Raw genomic sequence first — 23,371 nt, 5'->3', positions numbered from 1 at the left:
TTCAGTTCAGGAGCATTGCGATGAGTACCGACGATAAACGCATCCGCGAGTTCGCCTATCAGATCTGGGAATCAGAGGGCAAACCTGAAGGTCATGAAGCACGCCACTGGGAGATGGCGCGCAAACTGGCTGAAGCCGAAGCTTTGGCACCGAAGAAAGCGCCGAAAGCGGCGGGCAGCAAAACCGCCGGCAAAGGCACCGACAGCAAGGCTGCGGCGACCAAGCCCAAGGCGCCCGCGGCCGCCAAGGCCAAACCGGCAGGCGCCGCCAAGGTCGTCCCGCCGGGTGAAAAAGCCGCCGAGAAAAAGCCCCGCGCCCCACGCAAGCCCCCGGCCAACTGACACACCCGGATTGTTGAACTGAATGACCGTGTGGCGGGTTCGCCCGTCACGCAGGGACAACTCGTCCTCAAAAAACCTGATAACCCCTGTCAGGGAGAGATGTCTGTGGTGAGGGGATTGATCCCCGATCGGCTGCGAAGCAGTCGCAGGGCCGCTGCGCGACCCATCGGGGATAAATCCCCTCACCACAGATTCTTTTCCCACAGTTGATTATTCGAACCAACCCGTTTTGCAGGAGCAATCATGACCAGTCCAAAAAAAGCCGAGCCCGCAGCGCACGCTGAACCGTCGAGAATCCGTGAAGGCCTGCCCTTCCCGCTCGGTGCGACCTGGGATGGTCTGGGGGTCAACTTTGCGCTGTTTTCCGCCAATGCCACCAAGGTTGAGCTGTGCATCTTCGACGACGCCGGCGAAGTCGAACTCGAACGTATCGAACTGCCGGAATACACCGACGAGATCTATCACGGTTATCTGCCCGACGCCCACCCGGGGCTGATCTACGGCTACCGCGTCTATGGCCCGTATGACCCGGCCAACGGCCACCGCTTCAACCACAACAAACTGCTGATCGACCCCTATGCCAAGCAACTGGTCGGCGAGTTGAAATGGTCCGAGGCGCTGTTCGGCTACACCATCGGCCATCCCGACGCCGACCTCAGTTTCGATGAGCGCGACAGCGCGCCCTTCGTGCCCAAGTGCAAGGTCATCGACCCGGCGCACACCTGGGGCAATGACCATCGCGTCAGCGTGCCGTGGGACAAGACCATCATTTATGAAACCCACGTACGCGGCATCAGCATGCGTCATCCGTCGGTGCCGGATAACGTGCGCGGCACCTTCGCCGGGTTGATGGTCGATGATGTGCTCGAACACATCCGCAAACTCGGCGTGTCGTCGGTGGAACTGCTGCCGATTCACGCCTTCGTCAATGACCAGCACCTGCTGCACAAGGGCATGACCAACTACTGGGGTTACAACAGCATCGCCTTCTTCGCCCCCGACCCGCGCTATCTGGCCAGCGGCAAGATCGCCGAGTTCAAGGAGATGGTCGCGCACCTGCACGAAGCCAACCTGGAAGTGATCCTCGACGTGGTCTACAACCACACCGCCGAGGGCAACGAACAAGGCCCGACCCTGTCGATGCGGGGCATCGACAACGCCTCGTATTACCGGTTGATGCCGGACGACAAGCGCTACTACATCAACGATTCCGGCACCGGTAACACCCTCGACCTGAGCCACCCGTGCGTGCTGCAGATGGTCACCGACTCGCTGCGTTATTGGGCCAGCGAGATGCACGTCGACGGTTTCCGCTTCGATCTGGCGACGATTCTCGGGCGCTATCACGACGGTTTCGACGAGCGCCACAGCTTCCTCGTCGCCTGCCGTCAGGACCCGGTGCTGCGTCAGGTGAAAATGATCGCCGAGCCTTGGGACTGTGGCCCCGGTGGCTATCAGGTCGGCCACTTTCCGCCGGGCTGGGTCGAGTGGAACGACAAATTCCGCGACACCGTGCGCGCGTTCTGGAAAGGCGACGACGGCCAGGTTGCCGACTTCGCCAGCCGCATGACCGCGTCCGGCGAGATGTTCAACCAGCGCGGGCGGCGGCCGTACTCGTCGGTGAACTTCATCACAGCGCATGACGGTTTCACCCTCAACGATCTGGTGTCGTACAACGACAAGCACAACGAGGCCAACGACGAGAACAACCAGGACGGCAGCAACAACAACCTGTCGTGGAACCACGGCGTCGAAGGCCCGACCGACGATCCCGAGATCAACGCGCTGCGCCACCGGCAGATGCGTAATTTCTTCGCCACGCTGCTGCTGTCCCAGGGAACGCCGATGATCGTCGCCGGCGACGAATTCGCCCGCACGCAGGACGGCAACAACAACGCCTATTGCCAGGACAGCGAGATCGGCTGGGTCAACTGGGACCTCAGCGAAGACGGCAAGGCGCTGCTCAAGTTCGTCAAACGCCTGATCAAGTTGCGCATGGCTTATCCGATTCTGCGCCGTGGGCGTTTCCTGGTCGGCGAGTACAACGAGGACATTGGCGTCAAGGACGTCACCTGGCTGGCGCCGGACGGCACCGAGATGACCACCGAACACTGGCATGACGCGCATAACCGTTGCCTGGGCATGCTGCTCGATGGCCGTGCGCAGGAGACCGGGATCCGCCGCAAGGGTGCCGACGCGACGCTGCTGCTGGTGGTCAACGCCCATCACGACATCGTCAATTTCAGCCTGCCGGAAGTGCCGGAAGGCAGTTTCTGGACCTGCATGATCGATACCAATCAACCGGCCATTCGCGGTCAGGAGCGCTTCGAGTTCGGCCATGAATACTCGGTCACCGGCCGTTCGCTGCTGCTGTTCGAACTGCAACGCGAAGAAGAAGACTGATATGGACCTGCAGCACTATCTGGCGCGCCGCCCGCCGGACTACGCCGACACCGCCGCCCTCGGCCACTGCCTGCGAGCGTTGGTCGAAGCCGGGCTGGATCAACTGCCGTTACCGGGCAGTGGTCTTACGCTGGAGCGTTTTCAGCGTCTGGCCGAAGTCGGCGGACACGACTTGGGCTTGTGCAAACTCTACGAAGGCCACACCGACGCACTGGCGATCATCGAACAACTGGGGGGGACGCCCACGCCGGGCAGCACTTGGGGCATGTGGGCGGCGGAACCGCCGCAGGCACGGGTGCACGTGCGACCGGCCGGGCACATGGTGCGCCTTGATGGGCGCAAGGCCTGGTGTTCCGGTGCGGCGGTGCTCAGCCACGCACTGCTCACAGCGTGGGACGCCGAAGATCGCCAGCAACTGGTGGCGGTGGGGCTCGATCAACCGGGGGTGACCATCACCGATCAGGGCTGGCAGGCAGTTGGCATGGGGGCCACCGGCAGCGTCGAAGTGCTGTTCGACGGCGTCGAAGCCCAGGCTATCGGCAACCCTGGCGATTACCTGCAGCGCCCCGGTTTCTGGCAAGGCGGAATTGGTATTGCCGCATGCTGGTACGGCGCGGCACGGCAGATCGCCGAGGCACTGCGGCAACACTGCGCGCAACGCCAGGAGCCACACGCCCTCGCCCACCTCGGTGCGGTCGATGCGGCGTTGTACGCAGCGGCGAATGTGCTGCGTTTCAGTGCTCTGCACATTGATGCGCTCCCCGAAGCCGATGCCCGACTGTTGGCCCAGCGCGCCCGCGCTGTGGTCGAACAATCCGCTGAGCAAGTGATGCGCGAGACCGGTCGGGCGCTGGGTGCCGCTCCGTTCTGCAAGGATCGGCACTTCGCCCGATTGAGCGCCGATCTGCCGGTGTTCCTGCGCCAGAGCCATGCCGAGCGTGATCTGGCGGCCCTTGGCCAAGTGCTGGCTGAACACCCCGAGGAGGCCTGGACGCTATGAATGTCGCCAATAAACCCGATCCGATCATCGGCCACCAAGGGACTTCCCTGCTGCAATGGCAACATTCCCGGCACCTGGCGGCGCTGGACAGCGTCGATGTCCTCAGTCTGGTGCCGCCGGGCGCGCGGGCGGTGATTGTCGCCCCGCACCCGGACGATGAAGTGCTTGGCTGCGGCGGGATGTTGCAGTTACTGGCCGCCGCCGGGCGTCAGTTGCAACTGATCTCGGTCACCGATGGCAGCGCCAGTCATCCCGGCTCCGAGCGCTGGCCAGTCGAACGTCTGAGCGTGGTGCGCCCGCAGGAATCGGCGGAAGCCCTGCGCCGCCTCGGTGTGCCACTGCACCGGATGAAATGGCTGCGCGGCGGTTTCAGCGACAGCCAGGTTGCCGCGGATGAGCCGTCGCTGGTCACGTTCATCGAACGCCACCTGCGCCCCGGCGATGTGGTGTTCAGCACCTGGTGCGAGGACGGCCATTGCGATCACGAAGCCGCCGGTCGCGCCAGTATCGAAGCCGCACGCCGGGTCGGCGCCACCTGCCACGAACTGCCGGTATGGACCTGGCACTGGGCCTCCCCCGAAGACGCCGCGTTGCCGTGGCAGCGCGCGCGCAAAATCCTGTTGTCACCCGAGCAAGTGGCGCGCAAACGCCACGCGGTGCATGCCTTTGCCAGCCAACTGGAAGGCGACCCGCAAGCCGGGCTGCAACCGGTGCTGGCGCCGTACGTGCTGGATCGTCTGCTGCAACCCTTCGAAGTGGTGTTCCTGTGAGTGTCGATGATCGTTACTTCGAAGGCCTGTTCCGCGCCAGCGATGACCCTTGGGCGTTTCGCGAGCGCTGGTACGAACAACGCAAACGCGCGATCACCCTCGCCGCCCTGCCCCGCGCGCACTATCGGGCGATCTTCGAACCCGGTTGCGCCAATGGCGAGCTCAGCGCCGAACTGGCTGGCCGCTGTGACCGTCTGCTGTGTTGCGACACCGCCAGTGCGGCGGTGAACCTGGCGCGCAACCGATTGAGCCTGTTTGACCACGCCGAAGTCCGCCAGAGCCGCCTGCCCGGCGACTGGCCGGAAGAAAAATTCGACCTGATTGTATTGAGCGAAGTCGGCTACTACCTCGATGCCCAGGATCTGACAGACGTGATCCGGCGCATCAGCGATTCCCTGACCGCAGACGGGCAATTGCTCGCGTGCCACTGGCGCCCGCCCATCGACGGCTGCCCGCTCAATGCCCGCCAGGTGCATGACTTGATTCACGAACAACTGCCGCTGCCGCGTCTGGCGCTGCATCAGGAAGCCGACTTCATCCTTGAGGTCTGGAGCCGCGAGCCGCGCTCGGTGGCCGCACTGGAGGGCCTGCGATGATCGGCATTCTGATTCCCGCGCACAACGAAGAAGACTTGCTCGAGCAGTGCCTGACAGCCGCCCTGCGCGCCAGCAAACATGGACTGCTGGCCGGCGAACCGGTGGAGGTGCTGGTGGTGCTCGACAGTTGTACCGACCGTTCGGCACAGATTGTCAGCGGCTTTCCGGTACTGAGCCTGCACATCGACGCTCGCAACGTCGGCCAGGCCCGTGCCGCCGGCGCGCAGATTTTGCTGGAGCGTGGTGCACGCTGGATCTCCTGCTCCGACGCCGACAGCCGCGTGGCCGACGACTGGCTGGTGGCGCAGTTGGGCCTGGGCGCCGACGCGGTATGCGGCACGGTAACCGTCGAACACTGGGATCAATCGTTCGACGAAGCCGCGCAAATCCGCTATCACAGCCACTATCAGGCGCGTGACGGGCATCGGCACATTCACGGTGCCAACCTCGGAATCAGCGCAGACGCCTATCGTTGGGCCGGGGGGTTCAAACCTTTGGCCTGCGATGAAGATGTCCAACTGGTGCGGCAACTGGAGCTGTCCGGTGCCGACATCGCCTGGAGCCATCGCCCGCAAGTGCACACCAGCGCCCGTCTGGACAGCCGAGCCCGGGGCGGATTCGGTGATTACTTGCGAAAAATGGTACAGATAGACATAAAAAAAGCGGATCAGATTGATCTGTGACGCGACGAACCGGTTTTCATGAGCAATACTCTGCTGCGCGGCAATCCAGGGTTCGGAGCGTCGCACAGCAATCCATCCGCCTTCACAGGTCGCGCGCGCCTGATTTTCCACGGTGCAGACACGACTGAGGGCCAGACACAACAAGGACGTCATACCCATGAAACCGTTATTCCTCAGCGAACACTCGCTGCCGGCGCAGATATGGAACAGCGCTGCGCAGCTGGACAACATTCCCGTCATCAACACCCACAGCCTCGTTCCCCCCGGTGCCCGTGCCGTCGTGGTCGCCCCGCATCCGGGTGATGAAGTGGTGACCTGTGGCGGTCTCCTGCAACTGCTTTCCAGCCTCGGTCATCCGCTGCAACTGCTGTCGATCACCGACGGCAGCGCCAGCCACCCGGGTTCACGACAATGGTCGGAAAAACGCCTGAGCGTATTCCGTCCCCAGGAAAGCGTCGAAGCCCTGCGCCGGCTCGGCCTGCCGATGCACAGTCTGAAATGGGTACGCGGCGGGTTTACCGACAATGCGCTGCTCGACTGCGAGGCTGACATCACCCACTTCATCGCGCGCTACCTGCGCCCCGGCGACGTGGTGTTCAGCACCTGGCGCAACGACAGCAACGACGACCATGAAGCGGTCGGCCGTGCCAGTGCCCAAGCGGCTGCGCAAGTCGGCGCGACCTTCCATGACGTGCCTGTCTGGGCCTGGCACTGGCCGGAGCGCGAGCAGAACCTGATTCCCTGGGAACGTGCGCGCAAACTGCGCCTCGACACCTGGACCGTGGCGCGCAAAAGCCACGCCACCCATGCCTATGCCAGCCAGCTCAAGGGCGAACCGGCGATCGGCATCGCGCCGATGCTGCCACGGGTGATCCTCGAGCGCATGCGCTTGCCGTACGAAATCGTCCTCATCTGAAACACTTTTCCCCTGTGGGAGCGGGCTCGCTCGCGAATAGGCAGTGTCAGGCGCTTGAATTGCTGACTGATACACCGCATTCGCGAGCAAGCCCGCTGCCACAAGGGATTTTCGTCAGGGCAGATCCAGTTTAAAAAAAAGTCTCTTGCTAAAACGCCCTGTGACACGAGGTGAGATCGACACCCCAGTATCATTGGCCGAGAATCATCCCCGTCGAAACATCTACCACTCATCGAAAATCCCTCCCGACCTGTCAGATCTGACAGTAGGCAGCTCCACTCCGTCAGGCTTTAAATCATTCAGTCCCCCAGCCCTCGACCGGAGTACCTCCCATGGCCTCATCCCCTTCCCCCGACGAGCACACCAACCTCTTGCGTGAGCTGGGCATTCCCGGGCGCACCAAGGAACCGATCTCCACCAGTCCTGATGTGTGGGGCTTGAACATTGCGGCGGTACTGGACAATTTTCCGCGCCACGGCCTGCAATGCACAGCCGGCCCCTGGGGAACCATGGGGCAAGGCGACAGCCTGGTCATTTTCTGGGGTCCCAATAATCAGGTACTGCAAAAGACCGTGGAGAAAAATGAGGTCGGCACCCAACTGCAGTTGTTCGTGGAGCCGCGGCACATCCTGGCCGGCAACTTCGATGTCTCCTACAGCGTGACCCGCTTGGGCCAGACAGCCGAGCCCTCCGAAGTGATGAAGGTGTTCGTCAAGCTCACCCGCCCCGGTGGTCATGATGACAACGAAGAACCGGGCCACTCCAAGCTGATCATGCACATTCCCCGCGAGATTCTCGAAGCTGGCATCGATAAGGACAACGTGGCTGCGGGCGTCGACATCAGGATTGAACCTTACCCGAACATTGCCCCCGGTGACGTGATCCGCCTGAGCTGGGGCGGGGTCTTCGTGTCAAGCCCGCCACTGACCCAGGACCAGGTCGAAGGCAAAACCCCCATCGTCATCCATGTCGACGAAGCCACGATCCGTAAAGCGGGTGACTCTGACAGCACCGGGCTGGCAGTGGCTTTCGAACTCTACGACAAAGTCGACAACCGTTCCGAAGACTGGAGTGCCGCCCAGCGGGTGGTGGTCAGCATCGACACGTCGCGCCCACTGGCACCCCTGCTCAAGGAAACGCTGAACAACGTGCTGGATCTCGACAAGCTGGGCGATGCCAAGGGCACCGGGCAGGTCGTTGCCGTGGACGGCAAGTTGTTCGCGAAGGGCGACACCGTGTTCCTCCAACTCAAAGGCACGCCGGTGGAAGGGGCACCAATCGACCACGAACTGCCGGGCGTGATCCTGGAGAGCGTACCGAGCATCCTTGAGATACCGATCGACAATGCCCTGCTGCGCCGTTTTGCCAAAGTCCAGATGGTGCTGCTGTACCGCATCCTGAAAGCCGATGGCTCGGCCGATATGTTGTCCAAAGGGCAGTTCATCAGCGTCATCGGTCAACTCCAGCGTCTGAAGGCGCCAATCGCCGAAGACGCCGAGCAAGGGGCACTCGATCCGGACCTGCCGCGTACCCGCATTGAAATCCCTTGGGATGACTCGTTCGAGTCCGGTCAGGCAATCAAACTGTTCTGGCTCGGCACCCTGCCGGATTTCACCCCGTACCTGCCCGACCTGCCATTGCGACCGATCACCCATGGCGACGTCAACGATAAAGTGTCTTTGTACATCACTGTCGACAGTGCCCATATCAAGGTTCTGGAAGGTGGCACGCTGGAGCTCTATTACCAATTGCTGAGCGACGACGGCGTACTGGCGAAGCTGGATCGCTACAGCGCGATCAATGCGATCCGCGAGTCCGAACACGCGCCGCTGCTCGCGGTCGGCGAGCCACGCCTGGAATTGCCGATGCCGAGGGTAGACGGTGTGGTCGACAACGTCCTCGACCCCGATCGCAAAGGCACCACGCTGAGCGCCACCTGGCTCAATACCCTGGTCGACGACAAGGTGACACGAGAGTGGGTGGGCTCGAAAACCGGCCTGGACAGCGACTGGATCATACTGAACTCGATCACCGCCGGTAGCGAGGTGCCGTTCCCCATCAGCGCCGATTTGATCAAAGGTAACGAGGACGGCACGGTTCAGGCCAGGTACTTCGTCGAACGTGCGGGAGAGCGCACCCGGTATTCGCAGCCACTGGACTTCAATGTGGGCGCTGCCCAAGAGCTCGACCCGCCCACCATCACCCAGGCCGTAGACTCCAAAGGGGCAGCAATTGACAACGGCGGGACGACCGTCGATACCACGGTCACGTTGTCAGGGGCCGGGGCCAAAGGCCGGAAAGTCCAGATCAAGGATGGCACCTTCGTCATAGGTGAGGCGACGGTTAACCTGACGACCGGCCTGTGGGAACTGACCGTGACAGGCTTGAGCGTGGCCGCTCACAGCTTCACCGCCACCGCCCTGTATGGCAGTGGGCAGGTCTCTGCGGCGTGGACGCTGACGGTGACGGCCAATATCGCGCCGACCATCACTCGGGCGGAGAACTCTAGAGGGGAAGAAATTCTTCCGGGCGGCTCGACCTTTGAAACTTCTGTCACGCTTAAAGGAAGTGGGGCTAAAGGTCAGAAAGTCCGGATCAAGGACGGCGCCACCGTCAAAGGTGTGGCGACGGTTAACCTGACGACCGGCCTGTGGGAACTGACCGTGACGGGCTTGAGCGTGGCTACTCACAGCTTCACTGCCACCGCGCTGTATGGCAGTGGACAGGTGTCGGGATCGCGGGTCGTGGTCGTATCGCCACCAATCCCACTGAGGGAGGATTTTGAGAACAGGAGTGGTACTTATCCAAGAAGAATGGATCTTCCTACTATGACAATAGAGCGCAACCGGGGATCAGGACTATATATAGGAATTTGGACTAATAGCAGTTACGAACCACCTCTCGCTGGAAAATTTTTATTGATAAATGGTGGCGACTCCACGTCTACATTTACATTCAAGGATAATTACTCATCTATATCGTTCGATTACGCACACACACTCTACCCAGCGAAAGCTAAATTTTATGATTCCACGGATGGACTGCTAGGAGAAATAGCACTTCTAACAGAGAGCGAGTTCCAAGCGAAATCTGTTCATTTCCAAGGGAATGGCATAAGAAAAATGATTGTCACCACCACTAATTCGGCTGTTTTGTTTGATAACTTTATACTCACCCCCTAACCTTATAAAAAGTAACAGACATTGAAACTACAGGGGCGGCTAAAATACCCGCCCCCGTCCTTCTTTCGCACTCAGGGAATAAACTAAAGTTGCAAATACAATATAGCCTGACGGATTTATTTAATGACAATAGCAAGCAAGTTCACGCCTACAAGAAATCTTTGCCGGGTACTTAACCTGTGACCAACGCAGATCCCAAGCAGGCCTTCGCCTGCTCGCGATGTAACTACAACGGCTGGCGCCTAATCCTCTGGCACAACATTATCCAGCGCCTGTTCACCGCCAGCTCCCCCAGCATCACCACCTGCGCAATGCCCAGCGCCGTATGACGGCTCGTCCCTTCGAGCGTGCCGGCGAAATCGCCGAGCATGACCGTGGCCGAGGCCAGGGATTCGCAGGCGTTGGCCAGCAGCGATTCGGTATCGGTTTGCGGGTTGACCAGGAACATGCTGCTGGGGGTATAGGGCGTTGCCATGATGTGTGCGGGGGCGAGGTAATGGTCGAGAGCGCGTTCGGCGGCTTCGTGGAGTTTTCTGGTGTTGAGGGATTCGTAGGGTGATACCGATTCTGTGATCGGCGGATTGGGTGGGGTTTCGGACATCAGCTGGAACTCCGATCGAGGCACTTTGGAAGAATGATGACCTGTAGGAGCTGCCGCAGGCTGCGATCTTTTGATCTTGTTTTTAAAAGCAACATCAAAAGATCGCAGCCTTCGGCAGCTCCTACAGGGGACCGGGCAGTTAGTTCGGCACGCGGCGGCCGTCCAGTACTCGGTTGACCATCAGTTCACTGAGCATGATCACCTGATGCAGCATCAGCATGGCCCGGCGCTGTGGGTGGTCGACGGTGTCGCCGATATCACGGGCCATGTCGCTGGCGGCGGCTAAGGATTCGCAGGCTTCGACGAGCAAGGTTTCTTCGTCCACGGTGGGGTCGATGAGGAAGATTCTGCTCGATTTGCGTGACGAGGCTGAAGGGATCGAGATCTTCAGTGCGCCGGGGTTGAGGTAGAAGTTGATGGCGCGGTCGGTTGCCGCTTTTATTTTCTGCGGGTCGAGGGCTGGGTCGTAGGGGATTGAGGTGTCCGGGGGGTTGGGTGTGGCTTTGAACATGGATGAAACTCCGTATCGAGAAATAGGAGCCATCACCCTCGCTACCAAACGATGGGTGGCGGCCATGCGCGGGTTGGTAGACCGGTCGATACGGAACCCGGCGCTCACGAATGAGCCCCACGCATGTCCACCATAAAACTGAGCCCCAAAAAGAGGCTACATAAGGTGACGCCATACGACCGTACCGAAATGGGCTACCAAACCCGATCACTGTTTTCCAGTGACAGGGAAACGATAAGCCCAACGCATAGCCGTGTAAGCCGGCGGATTCTGGCGTACGCGTAGGTAACGGCGCAAGGCGTTGTAGCCGGTATGGCGTAACGGTTCGTGTACTTTAAACGTGGTTGCGGGGTTATGTTTATGTGCGGGGTTTGGTCTGTTGTTCTGATTTTGTCTGGCAGGCCGCTTTCGCGAGCAGGCTCGCTCCCACACTTGGAATGCTTGCATTCAGTGGGAGGTTGGTCGGCTTGTGAGCCGTCATCGCTGGCAAGCCAGCTCCCACAATTTGACCGAGTGCATTCAGTCAGAGATTGGTCGATCAGGAGGCCGCTTTCGCGAGCAGGCTCGCGCCTACAGGTTTTCTGTCGGCTCGGGGGATTCGTGTTACGGCCTGAGGCATCTGGAAGGAACTGCCCGCGCACAGACCAGTCGCATGAACAGGAAGCCGTTTTTTCAGAGGAGTGAACGTGTCCAGCGATCCCGAGCGTCACGTCGTCGACGCCCCCGTCATCCAACGCCTGCGCGTGCTGACGGTCAATACCCACAAGGGCTTCACCGCCCTCAATCGGCGCTTCATCTTGCCGGAGTTGCGTGAAGCGGTGCGCAGCACCTCGGCCGATCTGGTGTTTCTGCAGGAAGTCGTGGGCGAACACGAGCGCCATTCCAATCGTTACAACGAATGGCCGCAAACCTCGCAATACGAATTTCTTGCCGACAGCATGTGGAGCGATTTTGCCTACGGACGCAACGCGGTTTACCCCGATGGCCACCACGGCAATGCCCTGCTGTCAAAATACCCGATCCGCGAATACCGCAACCTCGACGTGTCGATCACCGGCCCCGAGCGCCGAGGCTTGTTGCATTGCGTACTGGACGTGCCGGGCCACGCCGAAGTCCACGCCATCTGTGTGCACCTGAGTCTGCTGGAAAGTCACCGCCAATTGCAGTTGCAGCTGCTTTGCCAGTTGCTCGAATCCTTGCCCGAGGACGCGCCGGTGATCATTGCCGGCGACTTCAACGACTGGCAACTGCAGGGCAATGTCGCCCTCGCCCGCCGCGATTACCTGCACGAAGCGTTCGAACGCCACCATGGCCGTCCAGCCAAGACCTATCCAGCGCGTTTTCCATTGCTGCGCCTGGACCGCATCTACCTGCGCAACGCCAGCAGCCACGACCCGCAGATCCTCGGCAACAAACCGTGGACGCACCTGTCGGACCACTTGCCATTGGCGGTGGAGGTGCACCTGTAATCCTGCTGCGGCAGCGAACCCCGGATCACCGAAAACGCCTGTGGGAGCAGGCTTGCCCGCGATGACGGCGGATCAGGCAACAGAGATGTTGAATGTTCCGACCTCTTCGCGGGCAAGCCCGCTCCCACAGGGTTAGCGGTGGCTGGACTAGCCCTCCGGCTTGAGAATCAACACCGCCAGCGGTGGCAGATTCAGTTCCAGCGACAGCGACTGCCCATGGCTCGGCACCTCTTCGGTAAACGCCCCGCCGCCATTGCCATAGTTGGACCCGGCGTAGGTGTCGGCATCGCTGTTGAGCAATTCATTCCAGCGCCCGGCAAACGGCACGCCGACGCGGTACGACTGACGCGGCACCGGGGTGAAGTTGGCGACCACCAGCACCGGTTTGCCGTCCTTGCTCCAGCGCAGCCACGCGTACACGCTGTTTATGGCGTCATCGCCGATCAACCACTGGAAGCCCTGCGGCGCGTCGTCCTGGTCGTGCAGCGCCGGTTCTTCGCGATACAGGCGATTGAGGTCGCCGACCAGTTTCTGCACGCCTTTGTGTTCCGAGTATTGCAGCAGGTACCAGTCCAGCTGCTGATCGTGGTTCCACTCACGCCACTGGCCGAACTCGCAACCCATGAACAACAGCTTTTTGCCCGGGTGGGTCCACATGAAACTCAGATAGGCGCGCAGGTTGGCAAATTTCTGCCAGCGGTCGCCGGGCATCTTGTCGATCAACGAATGCTTGCCATGCACCACTTCGTCGTGGGAGATCGGCAGGATGAAGCGCTCGGACCAGGCGTAGACCAGACCGAAACTCAGTTCGTTGTGGTGATGCGCGCGGTACACCGGGTCTTGCTGAATGTAGTGCAGCGAATCGTGCATCCAGCCCATGTTCCATTTGTAAGCGAAACCGAGGCCACCCTGCTGGGTGCTCTGACTGACGCCCGGCCAGGCGGTGGACTCTTCGGCAATCACCAGCGCGCCCGGCGCCTCCAGCTCGACCACATCGTTCAAGTGCCGGAGGAAATCGATTGCCTCAAGGTTCTCGCGCCCGCCGTGGCGGTTCGGAATCCACTCGCCGGCCTTGCGCGAATAGTCGCGATACAGCATCGAGGCCACCGCATCGACGCGCAGGCCATCCACGTGAAAATGCTTCAACCAGTGCAGCGCCGATGCCAGCATGTAGCCGTGCACTTCGGTGCGCCCCAGGTTGTAGATCAGCGTGTCCCAGTCCTGATGGAAGCCTTCCAGCGGGTTGCCATATTCGTACAACGCCGTGCCGTCAAACTGCGCCAGGCCATGGGTATCGGTAGGAAAATGCGCTGGCACCCAGTCGAGGATCACCCCGATTCCGGCCTGGTGACAGGCGTTGACGAACTCGCCGAACTGCTCGGGTGTGCCATATCGCGCGCTCGGGGCGAATTGCGAGAGCAGTTGATAGCCCCACGAACCGCCAAACGGGTGCTCCATGATCGGCATCAGTTCGATGTGGGTGAAACCCAGTTCCTTGACGTAAGGAATCAAGCGCTCGGCCAGTTCCGGCCAAGTGTACTGGCGAGCGACTTCGCCCAGATCGTCCAGTTCGCACTGCCACGAGCCGGCATGCAATTCGTAGATCGACAGCGGCGCTGAATGTTTCTGCCGCTCGCGGCGGCCGTTCATCCAGTCCTGATCCTGCCAGTTGATCTGCAGCGGCGCGGCGACTTTCGACGCGGTGTCCGGCGGCAGACTGGTGGCCAGCGCCATCGGGTCGGCCTTAAGCGGCAAGATGCCGTGGGCGCCGAGGATCTCGTATTTGTACAACTCGCCCGCCTGCAGGCGCGGAATGAATAATTCCCAGACACCGGATGGATGGCGCAGGCGCATCGGATGGCGGCGACCGTCCCAGACGTTGAAATCGCCGACCACCGAGACGCGCCGGGCGTTCGGCGCCCACACGGCGAAACGCACGCCGTCAACGCCATCGACGGTTTTCAGCTGAGCGCCGAGGCAGCTGCTCAGGTCGCGGTGATTGCCTTCGGCGAACAGATACAAATCCATTTCGCCGAGCAACTGACCGAAGCTGTAGGGATCTTCCGCCACTTGCTCGCCGCCGGCCCAGCGCGTGCGCAGCAGATAGGGCCGGGCCTGGGCGAAGTGCCCGACAAACAGCCCCGGGGTTTCGGTGGCGGTCAGTTCGCCACGTTCTTCACCGCTGTCCTTGTCCAGCACTTCAACTTTCAACGCACCCGGCAAATAGGCGCGGATGAACTGCCCGCCGGCACCATCACCGTGCGGGCCGAGAATGGAAAACGGGTCGTGATGTTCCGCACGTACCAACGCGTCGATGTCTTGCGCCGTCGGCAATAACGCTTCTTTAGCGTGACCCTGTTCCTTGTTCGAGACACTCATGACTACTCTCCACCAAGATCGGAAAAGGGTTTAAGCCCCGTCAATAACCCATACAAACCGTGCAACGGCACGGGCAGCCACGTGGGGCGATTTTCGGCTTCATAGGCCACTTCATAGGCCGCCTTCTCCAGGCCGAACAGCGCAAGCGCTGCGTCGGCACCCGCAGGATCCTGCCAGGCATGATCAAGACTAGTCGCCGCTTGGCGATATGCCTGAACAAATGCCTCGCGCGCCTCACGCAGGTAGCGCTCGGCAACCCGATGCCGGGCCGCTTCCGACTCCGCACTGTGATCGACGTTATGCACGTTGATGGTCATGGCCGCCGCGTAATCGAAGGACCGCAGCACGCCGCTGACGTCCTTGTACGGACTGTGTTTGCCGCGCCGTTCGTGCAGCGGCCGCGCCGGTTCACCTTCGAAGTCGATCAGATAGGCATCGCCCTTGATCACCAGCACCTGGCCCAGGTGCAGGTCACCGTGGACCCGAATCCGCAGGCCGCCTACGGCTTTTTGCGCGAGTTCCTGCACATGGCCGAGGATGATTTTTTTGTTGTCCAGCAGCCGCGCAACCATTTTCTGATCTGCCGCGCTCAGATGACTTTGATGTTGCTTGAGCAGCTTCAACGCATGCTCGACCTGCGCGGCAACGTCCTTGCCGGTGGCTTGGGCGTCTTTGGCGCTGGTGGTTTGCGGGGCGAAATCGGGATTGTCGCTCGGCGCCGCGAGCACTTGATGCATTTCGCCCAGACGCTGGCCGAGCATGCCGGCAAAGTCCTTGAGCTCGCCGAGGGCGTTGTAATGCTGTTCCTGCTCGGACATGGCGTCGGCCAGTTCATCGCGCAGCGCCCGTTCGAGGTTGTTCTGCGTCCATTCCCAGGCATCGCCCTGATTGCTCAGATAGCCTTGGGCGATCATCAGCAGATTGTCTTCGCCTTGGGCATCACGGCGAATCACCGAACCCAGCAGCGGCGAGATGTTCTCGAACCCGGCCTCGGTCAGGTAGGCGCTCATTTCCAGTTCCGGGTGCACCCCCGAGGCGACTTTGCGGATCAGCTTCAGCACCAGACTGTTGCCAATCACCACCGAACTGTTCGATTGCTCGGCCGACAGATAACGCACCTCGGACTCAGCACCGAGGCCGAGTTTTTCCAGCTGCGCGGTCGGCGCGAAACGAATCTCGCCCTGTTCGGAATTGAGCACGGTGCTGCTCTGCATGCCGTGCAGCACGGCGTGCACAAACGTTTCGAGGCTGAACGCATCAGTGATCAGCCCCACCTGACGTCCGCGGCGTACTCGGGACAAGGCCAATTGCTGCGGCAGCGCCGCCCCGACCTGATCTTCCGAGATAAACCCGAACGGCAGTTGATAGCGGCTGGTCTGCCCGGCGCTGGTGACTTCGATCTCACTGAGCAGCACCGGATGCTGCGCATCGCCAAAACGCACGCCGTAGGCCAGATTGACCTGCTCGATGGCCGCGTCCTTGCCGGCGAACCAGCGGCGGTTCTGCAGCCAGCTCGGCAAGACGCTCTGCTCCAGGGTGTTGCGGGTCGGCGCTTCAAGCAGTTCTTCCATGCGTTTTTTCAGCACCAGCGTGGTGAAGTCCGGCAGGCTCTGCGCCGGTTCGACGTGCCAGCTCGGCATCTGGTTTTCCGCCGCGAGGGCGAACCAATAGAAGCCGTACGGCGCCAGGGTCAGCAGGAAATTCAACTGGCCGATGGGCGGGAACGCGTTACCACCAAGCATCTCCACCGGGACCATGCCGACGTAGGCCGACAGGTCGAGTTCCGCCGCCTGCGCGCTGCGCGAGACGTTGGCCACGCAAAGAATGATCTCGTGCTTGCCGTCGGAGTCGGTGAACTCGCGGGTGTAGGCCAGAATCCGTCGGTTGCTCGGCGAAAGCATCTTCAGCGTGCCACGCCCGAACGCCTTGGACTGCTTGCGCACGGCGAGCATGCGTCGCGTCCAGTTGAGCAGCGAATGCGGATCGCCGGCCTGAGTCTCGACGTTGACGGAGAGATAACCGTATTGCGGGTCCATGATCGGAGGCAGCACCAGGCTCGCCGGATCGGCGCGGGAGAAACCGCCGTTGCGGTCGATCGACCATTGCATCGGCGTACGCACACCGTCGCGGTCGCCGAGGTAGATGTTGTCGCCCATGCCGATTTCGTCGCCGTAATACAGGGTCGGCGTGCCGGGCATCGACAGCAGCAGGCTATTGAGCAGTTCTACGCGGCGGCGGTCTCGCTCCATCAACGGCGCCAGACGCCGACGAATGCCGAGGTTGATCCGCGCGCGACGGTCAGCGGCGTAGTAGTTCCACAGGTAATCGCGCTCCTTGTCGGTGACCATTTCCAGCGTCAGCTCATCGTGATTGCGCAAGAAAATCGCCCACTGGCAATTGGCAGGAATCTCCGGGGTTTGCCGCAGAATGTCGGTGATCGGGAAGCGATCTTCCTGGGCCAGCGCCATGTACATGCGCGGCATCAGCGGGAAGTGAAAGGCCATGTGGCATTCGTCACCGTTGACGCCCTCGGCATCGGTGTCACCGAAGTACAGCTGGGTGTCTTCCGGCCATTGGTTGGCCTCGGCCAGCAGCATGCGGTCCGGGTAATTGGCATCGATCTCGGCACGGATCTGCTTGAGGACGTCGTGGGTCTCAGGCAGGTTTTCGTTGTTGGTACCGTCGCGCTCGATCAGGTACGGAATGGCGTCAAGACGCAGACCGTCAATGCCCATGTCCAGCCAGTAGCGCATCACCGACAACACGGCTTTCATCACTTGCGGGTTGTCGAAGTTGAGGTCGGGCTGGTGCGAATAGAAGCGGTGCCAGAAGTATTGGCCGGCGACCGGGTCCCACGTCCAGTTGGACTTTTCAGTGTCGAGAAAGATGATCCGGGTGCCGTCGTACTTCTGATCGTCATCCGACCACACATAGAAGTCCCGCGCCGCCGAACCGGGCTTGGCCTTGCGCGCCCGCTGGAACCACGGGTGCTGATCCGAGGTGTGGTTGATGACCAGCTCGGTGATCACCCGCAAGCCACGTTTGTGCGCCTCGGCGATGAAGCGCTTGGCGTCGGCCATGGTCCCGTAGTCGCTGTGCACGCCCCGGTATTCGGCGATGTCGTAACCGTCATCGCGACGTGGCGACGGGTAGAACGGCAACAGCCAGATGGTGTTGACGCCGAGTTCGGCGATGTAGTCGAGTTTGGCGATCAGGCCGGGAAAGTCGCCGATCCCGTCATTGTTGGAGTCGAAAAACGATTTGACGTGAACTTGATAGATCACCGCATCCTTGTACCAGAGCGGGTCTTTGATGAAGGTGGCTGCCTTGGGTCTCTTCGCCATGTGAAACTCCTGTTCAATTCGTCTCTGCACATAATGTGATCGTGCTGATACTTCTGTAGGAGCTGCCGAAGGCTGCGATCTTTTGATCTTGCTTCTAAAAAATCAAAGGCAAAAGATCGCAGCCTTCGGCAGCTCCTACACGGGTCGGTGTGTGTCTTACGCGGCAGTAATCCGCCAAATCCCGAACGGCTGGTACGCCGGTTCGATGCGCATGAACTGATACTTGCCGTGCCAGTCCCAGCGATGCCCGTTCATCAAGTCCTCACCGTGCGTGGTTGCGTCGTCGGGCAGGCCCATCTCCCATAGCGGCAATTCGAAATTGGCCTCCTGCACGTTGTGCGGATCGAGGCTCACCGCCACCAGAATGAAATTGCTGCCATCAAAGCTGCGCTTGCCGAAATACAGAATGTTGTCGTTCCAGGCGTTGTAGATTTTCAGGCCCAGGTGCGTGTGCAGCGCCGGGTTCTGCCGGCGGATGCGATTGAGCTGGGCAATTTCGGCAATGATGTTGCCCGGCGCATTGAAGTCGCGGACGCGGATCTCGTACTTCTCCGAATCGAGGTATTCCTCCTTGCCCGGCACCGGCGCCGATTCGCACAGTTCATAACCGGAATACATGCCCCACAAACCCGATCCCATGGTCGCCAGCGCCGCGCGGATCAAAAAGCCCGGCCGCCCCGACTCATGCAGGAACGCCGGGTTGATGTCCGGCGTATTGACGAAGAAGTTCGGCCGGTAGCATTCACGCCATGGCGACTCATTGAGCTCAGTGAAATAGGTCGCCAACTCGGACTTGGTATTACGCCAGGTGAAATAGGTGTAGCTCTGGCTGTAACCGACCTTGCCCAGACGCGCCATCATCGCCGGCGTGGTGAACGCCTCGGCGAGGAAGATCACTTCCGGGTGCAGTGCCCGCACATCGGCAATCAGCCATTGCCAGAACGGCAGCGGCTTGGTGTGCGGATTGTCGACGCGAAAAATCTTCACGCCTTCGTTGACCCAGCCGACCACAATATCGCGCAGCTCGACCCACAAACTGGGGATCGCGTCCGGCGCATAGAAGTCGACGTTGACGATGTCCTGGTATTTCTTCGGCGGGTTTTCCGCGTATTTGATCGTGCCGTCCGGGCGCCAGTTGAACCAGCCCGGATGCTGCTTGAGCCACGGGTGATCCTGGGAACACTGGATGGCGAAATCGAGGGCGATCTCCAGACCATGCTCAGCGGCGGCGGCAACCAACCGGCGGAAGTCTTCGCGGGTGCCGAGCTGCGAGTGAATCGCTTCGTGCCCGCCCTCCTCACTACCGATCGCGTAAGGACTGCCCGGATCATCCGGGCCGGCGGTCAGGGAATTGTTGCGGCCCTTGCGGTGGGCGCGGCCGATCGGGTGAATCGGCGTGAAGTACAGCACGTCGAAGCCCATGTCCTGAATCATCGGCAGACGCGCGTGCACGTCGTTGAAGGTGCCGTGACGCTTGGGATCGTCGGTGATCGAGCGCGGAAACAGCTCATACCAACTGGCAAACTCGGCCAGCTCCCGTTCGACGTCCACCGGGAATTCGGCGCTCAGGCTCAGATAGGCACGGTGATCGGCCTGCGCCATCAATTGCGCACTGCGCGAGTGCAAAAACAGCGCCACCTGCTCGGTTTCGAGCAGGCCGGACAATTCATGATGCAAGGCGGCGAGCTGTTCGCTGAGCTGACCGTCGCTGCGCTCGGCGGCCTGCTGCACCATAGTGCGGCCTTCCTGCAGTTCGAGCGACACCGGGACGGCGGCGTTGTGCTTTTTCTCCAGTTCGTACTGGAAACTGGCGAAGTGATCGATCCACTCTTCGATGCAATACAGGTAGCGACCCTGGCGTTGGGGACGAAACTGCCCCTGCCAACTGTTATTGCCCAGCTCGTTCATTACCTCGCTGTGCCAGGACTCTTCGCCCTCCGCACGCCAGCGGATGCGCACCGCCAGCTTGTCGTGGCCGTCGGCAAAGACCTTGCTGGTGACGATCACGTCACGCTCGACGATCGACTTGACGGCAAACTGCCCGCCATCGAGGGTCGGCATGGTGTTTTCGATCACGATGCGCGGCAGCAGTAACGCCTGCGACAGCGGCATATGCGGGTTATAGCTCTGCTCTGAAGGTTTTTCAGCGGACATCGAGCCTCTCTCCTTTACGCCCCAAGGACGCTCTTGTGCCGGATCCGTGTCCACAAGGAGGCACCGGCCCCGACATGAACTCACTTAGGTTCCGAGCGACCGGCGCGGGGAAAAGTTCACAGGGATTTGCCTGGGCAAAAAAGCGGATCGAATTCGCCAGCAGGTGGTCAATCCACTTAAGCACTTCTCACGCCATGTGCCACACGGAGGTCTACAGATGAACATCCCGATCCCGGCAGAAACGCCTGATCCGAACATCGACAAACCCACCTTGCCCGAGACCGAACCGCAGCCGATTCCCGAGCAGGAACCCCCAGGCACCACGCCACCGCCGAAGGAAGAACCGCCGACGACAATGCCGCCCGTCATCGTCTGAGCAACACGCCCCCCTGTAGGAGCTGCCGCAGGCTGCGATCTTTTGATCTTGTTTTTAAAAATCAAAGTCAAAAGATCGCAGCCTGCGGCAGCTCCTACAGGTTGTTCGCGGTGTTCACAGATGCTGGTTTTTCTCGTCTTCTTTCTCGAACAACCTGACCACCCGTGGCATCACGCTGAAAATCCCCAATGCCAACACGGTGCTGAGCAGTGCAGTCGCTTCCCTGCCCAACCCCGCCGCCACGCCGATCGCCGCCGTCATCCACAACCCGGCTGCAGTGGTCAGCCCTTTGACATGACCCTCATCGCCTTCCTTGTTTTTCAGGATGGTTCCGGCGCCAAGAAAACCGATCCCGGCGATCACGCCCTGCAACACCCGGCTCATGGCATCGGACTCCGCCCCGCTGGTTTGCGGCACCAGCACAAACAGCGCCGCGCCGAGTGCCACCAACATGTGCGTGCGCACCCCGGCGGCCTTGCCTTTGTGCTCACGTTCAAAACCAAGAATCCCGCCGAGCACCGCCGCCATCAGCAGGCGCACGGTGATGCGCGTCAGTTGCGAAGCGTCGCCGACATCGGCGAACTCCGCTTGCAGCGTTACCCACACTTCATGCCACCAAGCGTTCATCGCTCCGTCCTTTTTATTTGTCGTTAATGGATGGACAGCAGCGACCATTAATCAGTTGCGCAGAACGATCGGCCACGCGCGCGCCCTAACCTCTCAGGTACCCATGAAAAAAGGACAGCCTCATGCCCGTTCGAATCGATGAATCCAACCCCGAATCAAAAGTGTGTTTTTTCACCGTCGAAAATGGCGAAGAAATTCGTATCTGCGACACCCTGGAAGTCAAAACGGATAGCGAAAAAGCCATGTCGTTCGTGGAAATTGAAAGCCGGCGCGTTTACATCACTGAAGCAGAGGCGGATGCCTTGACCGTCGCCGGCGCGAAAGACGGCCGCAAGCACCTGAAGGCTGACGAGAGTGATTCGGTGATTTGACTGACCCTGATCAACACCCGGTGCAGACGCCTGCGATAGGCGTTTGCGCCTGCGCCTGCGGGCTGCTTCAAGTTGTCGCAGGGCGTCGCTCAGACGCCATCTGATCCGCTTTTTATTCAAATAGCTGAGTCTGTTATGCAAACAGATCGGCGCTCATAGTTCGTTCGCCTGATGGAGGCTGATGAGCGAATGACCATGAGCGAACAAATCCCCGTCCGAACCGTAGAAGCAAGCCCCACCATTAAAAATGTGCCAGGTCGCCCAATGAAGGCGAAGGCCGGCTCCACCGACAAGCAGATCCACACGCGCAGTTTCACCGGGCTGTTCCGCCGCCTGCGCATCAGCGGCGCAGGTTTTCTGTTTTTGCTGTTTTTCGGCACCGTGTGGTTGAACTGGGGCGGTCGTCAGGCCGTACTGTGGGACCTCGCCGAAAGCAAATTCCACATCTTCGGCGCAACCTTCTGGCCACAGGATTTCATCTTGCTCTCGGCGCTGCTGATCATTGCTGCGTTCGGTCTGTTCGCCATTACCGTGTTCGCTGGTCGGGTCTGGTGCGGTTACACCTGCCCGCAGAGCTCGTGGACATGGATTTTCATGTGGTGCGAGAAAGTCACCGAAGGCGAGCGCAACCAGCGCATCAAACTGCAAGCAGCGCCGTGGGGCCTGAACAAACTGGCGCGGCGCGCCGCCAAGCACACCTTGTGGCTGGCGATCAGCGTGATGACCGGGCTGACCTTCGTCGGCTACTTCACACCGATTCGCCCGCTGGCCGAAGAGCTGTTCACCCTGCAGATCGGCGGGGTCAGCCTGTTCTGGGTACTGTTCTTCACCGCTGCCACGTACATCAACGCCGGCTGGTTACGCGAAGCGGTGTGCATGCACATGTGCCCGTATGCGCGATTCCAGAGCGTAATGTTCGACAAGGACACCCTGGCGATTTCCTATGACGCGGCGCGTGGCGAAAACCGTGGCCCGCGCAAACGCGACGTGAAGCCCGCCGAAGCCGGTCTCGGCGATTGCATCGATTGCCAGTTGTGCGTGCAGGTCTGCCCGACCGGCATCGACATCCGCGACGGTTTGCAGATGGAATGCATCGGCTGCGCGGCGTGCATCGACGCCTGCGATTCGATCATGGACAAAATGAACTACCCACGCGGCTTGATCCGCTACAGTTCCGAGCGCGAATTGCAGGGTGGCAAGACCCATCTGCTGCGGCCACGGTTGATCGGCTACGTCGCGGTGCTGCTGGTGATGATCGGCGCACTGGCACTGGCTTTGGTCGAACGGCCCATGGTCTCGCTGGACGTGACCAAGGATCGTGGGTTGTTCCGCGAGAACGGTCAGGGCCAGATCGAAAACATCTACACCCTGAAGGTGATCAACAAGACCCAACAGCGCCAGGACTACACCCTGAGCCTGGTGGATGGCGACGGCTTCCAGTTACAGGGCAAGACCGAACTGAGCCTGGCGCCGGGCGAGATTGTCGATGTGCCGGTATCGGTGGCGATGACCACCGAACGCCCGGCCAGCAGCTCGCAGACCTTGAGCTTCAAGATCGCCGACAGCGACGAGCCGCAGATTTATAGCGTGGCGAAAAGCAGGTTTGTGGCGCCGATGAATCGCTGATCCCTTAGACTGCGGCGCGGCC

Annotated in this window: 17 protein-coding genes and 1 pseudogene; 12 read left to right on the top strand and 6 right to left on the bottom strand. The window is 60.7% G+C overall.

Features of this window, described 5'->3' with window-relative positions:
• Positions 1 to 20: 20 nt before the first annotated feature.
• The 8 genes from ACYZUM_RS09340 to ACYZUM_RS09305 all read left to right on the top strand — a co-directional run bounded on the left by ACYZUM_RS09340 (position 21) and on the right by ACYZUM_RS09305 (position 9,891).
• Complete coding sequence (locus ACYZUM_RS09340; protein ID WP_041067049.1) at positions 21 to 341, top strand: DUF2934 domain-containing protein; 321 nt, start codon at positions 21 to 23, stop codon at positions 339 to 341.
• A 243-nt stretch (positions 342 to 584) separates the two neighbouring features.
• Positions 585 to 2,744, top strand: coding sequence for a glycogen debranching protein GlgX (gene glgX, locus ACYZUM_RS09335; protein WP_108182616.1), 2,160 nt, complete (start codon positions 585 to 587; stop codon positions 2,742 to 2,744).
• A gap of 1 nt (position 2,745) precedes the next feature.
• Positions 2,746 to 3,744, top strand: a complete 999-nt coding sequence (locus ACYZUM_RS09330; protein ID WP_108182615.1) for an acyl-CoA dehydrogenase family protein — start codon at positions 2,746 to 2,748, stop codon at positions 3,742 to 3,744.
• On the top strand, positions 3,741 to 4,514 hold the full coding sequence (locus ACYZUM_RS09325) for a PIG-L deacetylase family protein (protein WP_108182614.1): 774 nt from the start codon (positions 3,741 to 3,743) through the stop codon (positions 4,512 to 4,514). Before ACYZUM_RS09330 ends, ACYZUM_RS09325 begins: the two co-directional genes overlap by 4 nt.
• The gene (locus ACYZUM_RS09320) at positions 4,511 to 5,110 is read left to right on the top strand and encodes an SAM-dependent methyltransferase (RefSeq protein WP_108182613.1); all 600 of its coding nucleotides are present in this window, start codon (positions 4,511 to 4,513) and stop codon (positions 5,108 to 5,110) included. Before ACYZUM_RS09325 ends, ACYZUM_RS09320 begins: the two co-directional genes overlap by 4 nt.
• A complete protein-coding gene (locus ACYZUM_RS09315; protein WP_108182612.1) occupies positions 5,107 to 5,793 on the top strand; it encodes a glycosyltransferase family 2 protein in 687 nt (228 codons plus the stop codon). The genes ACYZUM_RS09320 and ACYZUM_RS09315 overlap by 4 nt, the downstream gene beginning before the upstream one ends.
• 157 nt (positions 5,794 to 5,950) lie before the next feature.
• Positions 5,951 to 6,709 (top strand): PIG-L deacetylase family protein, encoded by a 759-nt coding sequence (locus tag ACYZUM_RS09310; RefSeq protein ID WP_041067032.1) that lies wholly within the window; start codon positions 5,951 to 5,953, stop codon positions 6,707 to 6,709.
• 332 nt (positions 6,710 to 7,041) lie between these two features.
• The gene (locus ACYZUM_RS09305; protein ID WP_142580030.1) at positions 7,042 to 9,891 is read left to right on the top strand and encodes an Ig-like domain-containing protein; all 2,850 of its coding nucleotides are present in this window, start codon (positions 7,042 to 7,044) and stop codon (positions 9,889 to 9,891) included.
• Between the two features lie 242 nt (positions 9,892 to 10,133).
• Here the strand turns inward: ACYZUM_RS09305 and ACYZUM_RS09300 are convergent.
• Positions 10,134 to 10,492, bottom strand: a pseudogene (locus ACYZUM_RS09300) (DUF6124 family protein).
• Between the two features lie 139 nt (positions 10,493 to 10,631).
• Entirely contained in the window at positions 10,632 to 11,003 is a 372-nt protein-coding gene (locus tag ACYZUM_RS09295) for a DUF6124 family protein (RefSeq protein WP_108182608.1), read from the bottom strand.
• Between the two features lie 686 nt (positions 11,004 to 11,689).
• Between ACYZUM_RS09295 and ACYZUM_RS09290 the strand changes: the two genes are divergently transcribed.
• A complete protein-coding gene (locus ACYZUM_RS09290; protein ID WP_108182607.1) occupies positions 11,690 to 12,472 on the top strand; it encodes an endonuclease/exonuclease/phosphatase family protein in 783 nt (260 codons plus the stop codon).
• A 147-nt stretch (positions 12,473 to 12,619) separates the two neighbouring features.
• Here ACYZUM_RS09290 and glgB read toward each other — a convergent pair whose 3' ends face one another.
• From glgB to ACYZUM_RS09275, 3 genes are all read right to left on the bottom strand, one after another.
• Complete coding sequence (gene glgB / locus ACYZUM_RS09285) at positions 12,620 to 14,851, bottom strand: 1,4-alpha-glucan branching protein GlgB (protein WP_108182606.1); 2,232 nt, start codon at positions 14,849 to 14,851, stop codon at positions 12,620 to 12,622.
• A 2-nt stretch (positions 14,852 to 14,853) separates the two neighbouring features.
• Entirely contained in the window at positions 14,854 to 18,195 is a 3,342-nt protein-coding gene (gene treS / locus ACYZUM_RS09280; protein WP_108182605.1) for a maltose alpha-D-glucosyltransferase, read from the bottom strand.
• A gap of 156 nt (positions 18,196 to 18,351) precedes the next feature.
• The gene (locus ACYZUM_RS09275) at positions 18,352 to 20,349 is read right to left on the bottom strand and encodes an alpha-1,4-glucan--maltose-1-phosphate maltosyltransferase (protein WP_473061314.1); all 1,998 of its coding nucleotides are present in this window, start codon (positions 20,347 to 20,349) and stop codon (positions 18,352 to 18,354) included.
• A 217-nt stretch (positions 20,350 to 20,566) separates the two neighbouring features.
• Between ACYZUM_RS09275 and ACYZUM_RS09270 the strand changes: the two genes are divergently transcribed.
• Positions 20,567 to 20,725, top strand: coding sequence for a hypothetical protein (locus tag ACYZUM_RS09270; RefSeq protein ID WP_003224520.1), 159 nt, complete (start codon positions 20,567 to 20,569; stop codon positions 20,723 to 20,725).
• A 114-nt stretch (positions 20,726 to 20,839) separates the two neighbouring features.
• Here ACYZUM_RS09270 and ACYZUM_RS09265 read toward each other — a convergent pair whose 3' ends face one another.
• A complete protein-coding gene (locus ACYZUM_RS09265; RefSeq protein WP_108182603.1) occupies positions 20,840 to 21,352 on the bottom strand; it encodes an MgtC/SapB family protein in 513 nt (170 codons plus the stop codon).
• Positions 21,353 to 21,474: 122 nt separating this feature from the next.
• Between ACYZUM_RS09265 and ACYZUM_RS09260 the strand changes: the two genes are divergently transcribed.
• Together ACYZUM_RS09260 and ccoG are read left to right on the top strand one after the other, a co-directional pair.
• Complete coding sequence (locus tag ACYZUM_RS09260) at positions 21,475 to 21,723, top strand: DUF3203 family protein (protein ID WP_041067006.1); 249 nt, start codon at positions 21,475 to 21,477, stop codon at positions 21,721 to 21,723.
• A 195-nt stretch (positions 21,724 to 21,918) separates the two neighbouring features.
• Positions 21,919 to 23,349, top strand: coding sequence for a cytochrome c oxidase accessory protein CcoG (ccoG, locus tag ACYZUM_RS09255; RefSeq protein WP_108184388.1), 1,431 nt, complete (start codon positions 21,919 to 21,921; stop codon positions 23,347 to 23,349).
• The last annotated feature ends 22 nt before the right edge of the window (positions 23,350 to 23,371 follow it).

Source organism: Pseudomonas sp. m6p (assembly GCF_055760375.1).
Note: the sequence above shows the minus strand (reverse complement) of the source record. Positions and strands in the feature narration are given on the sequence as shown.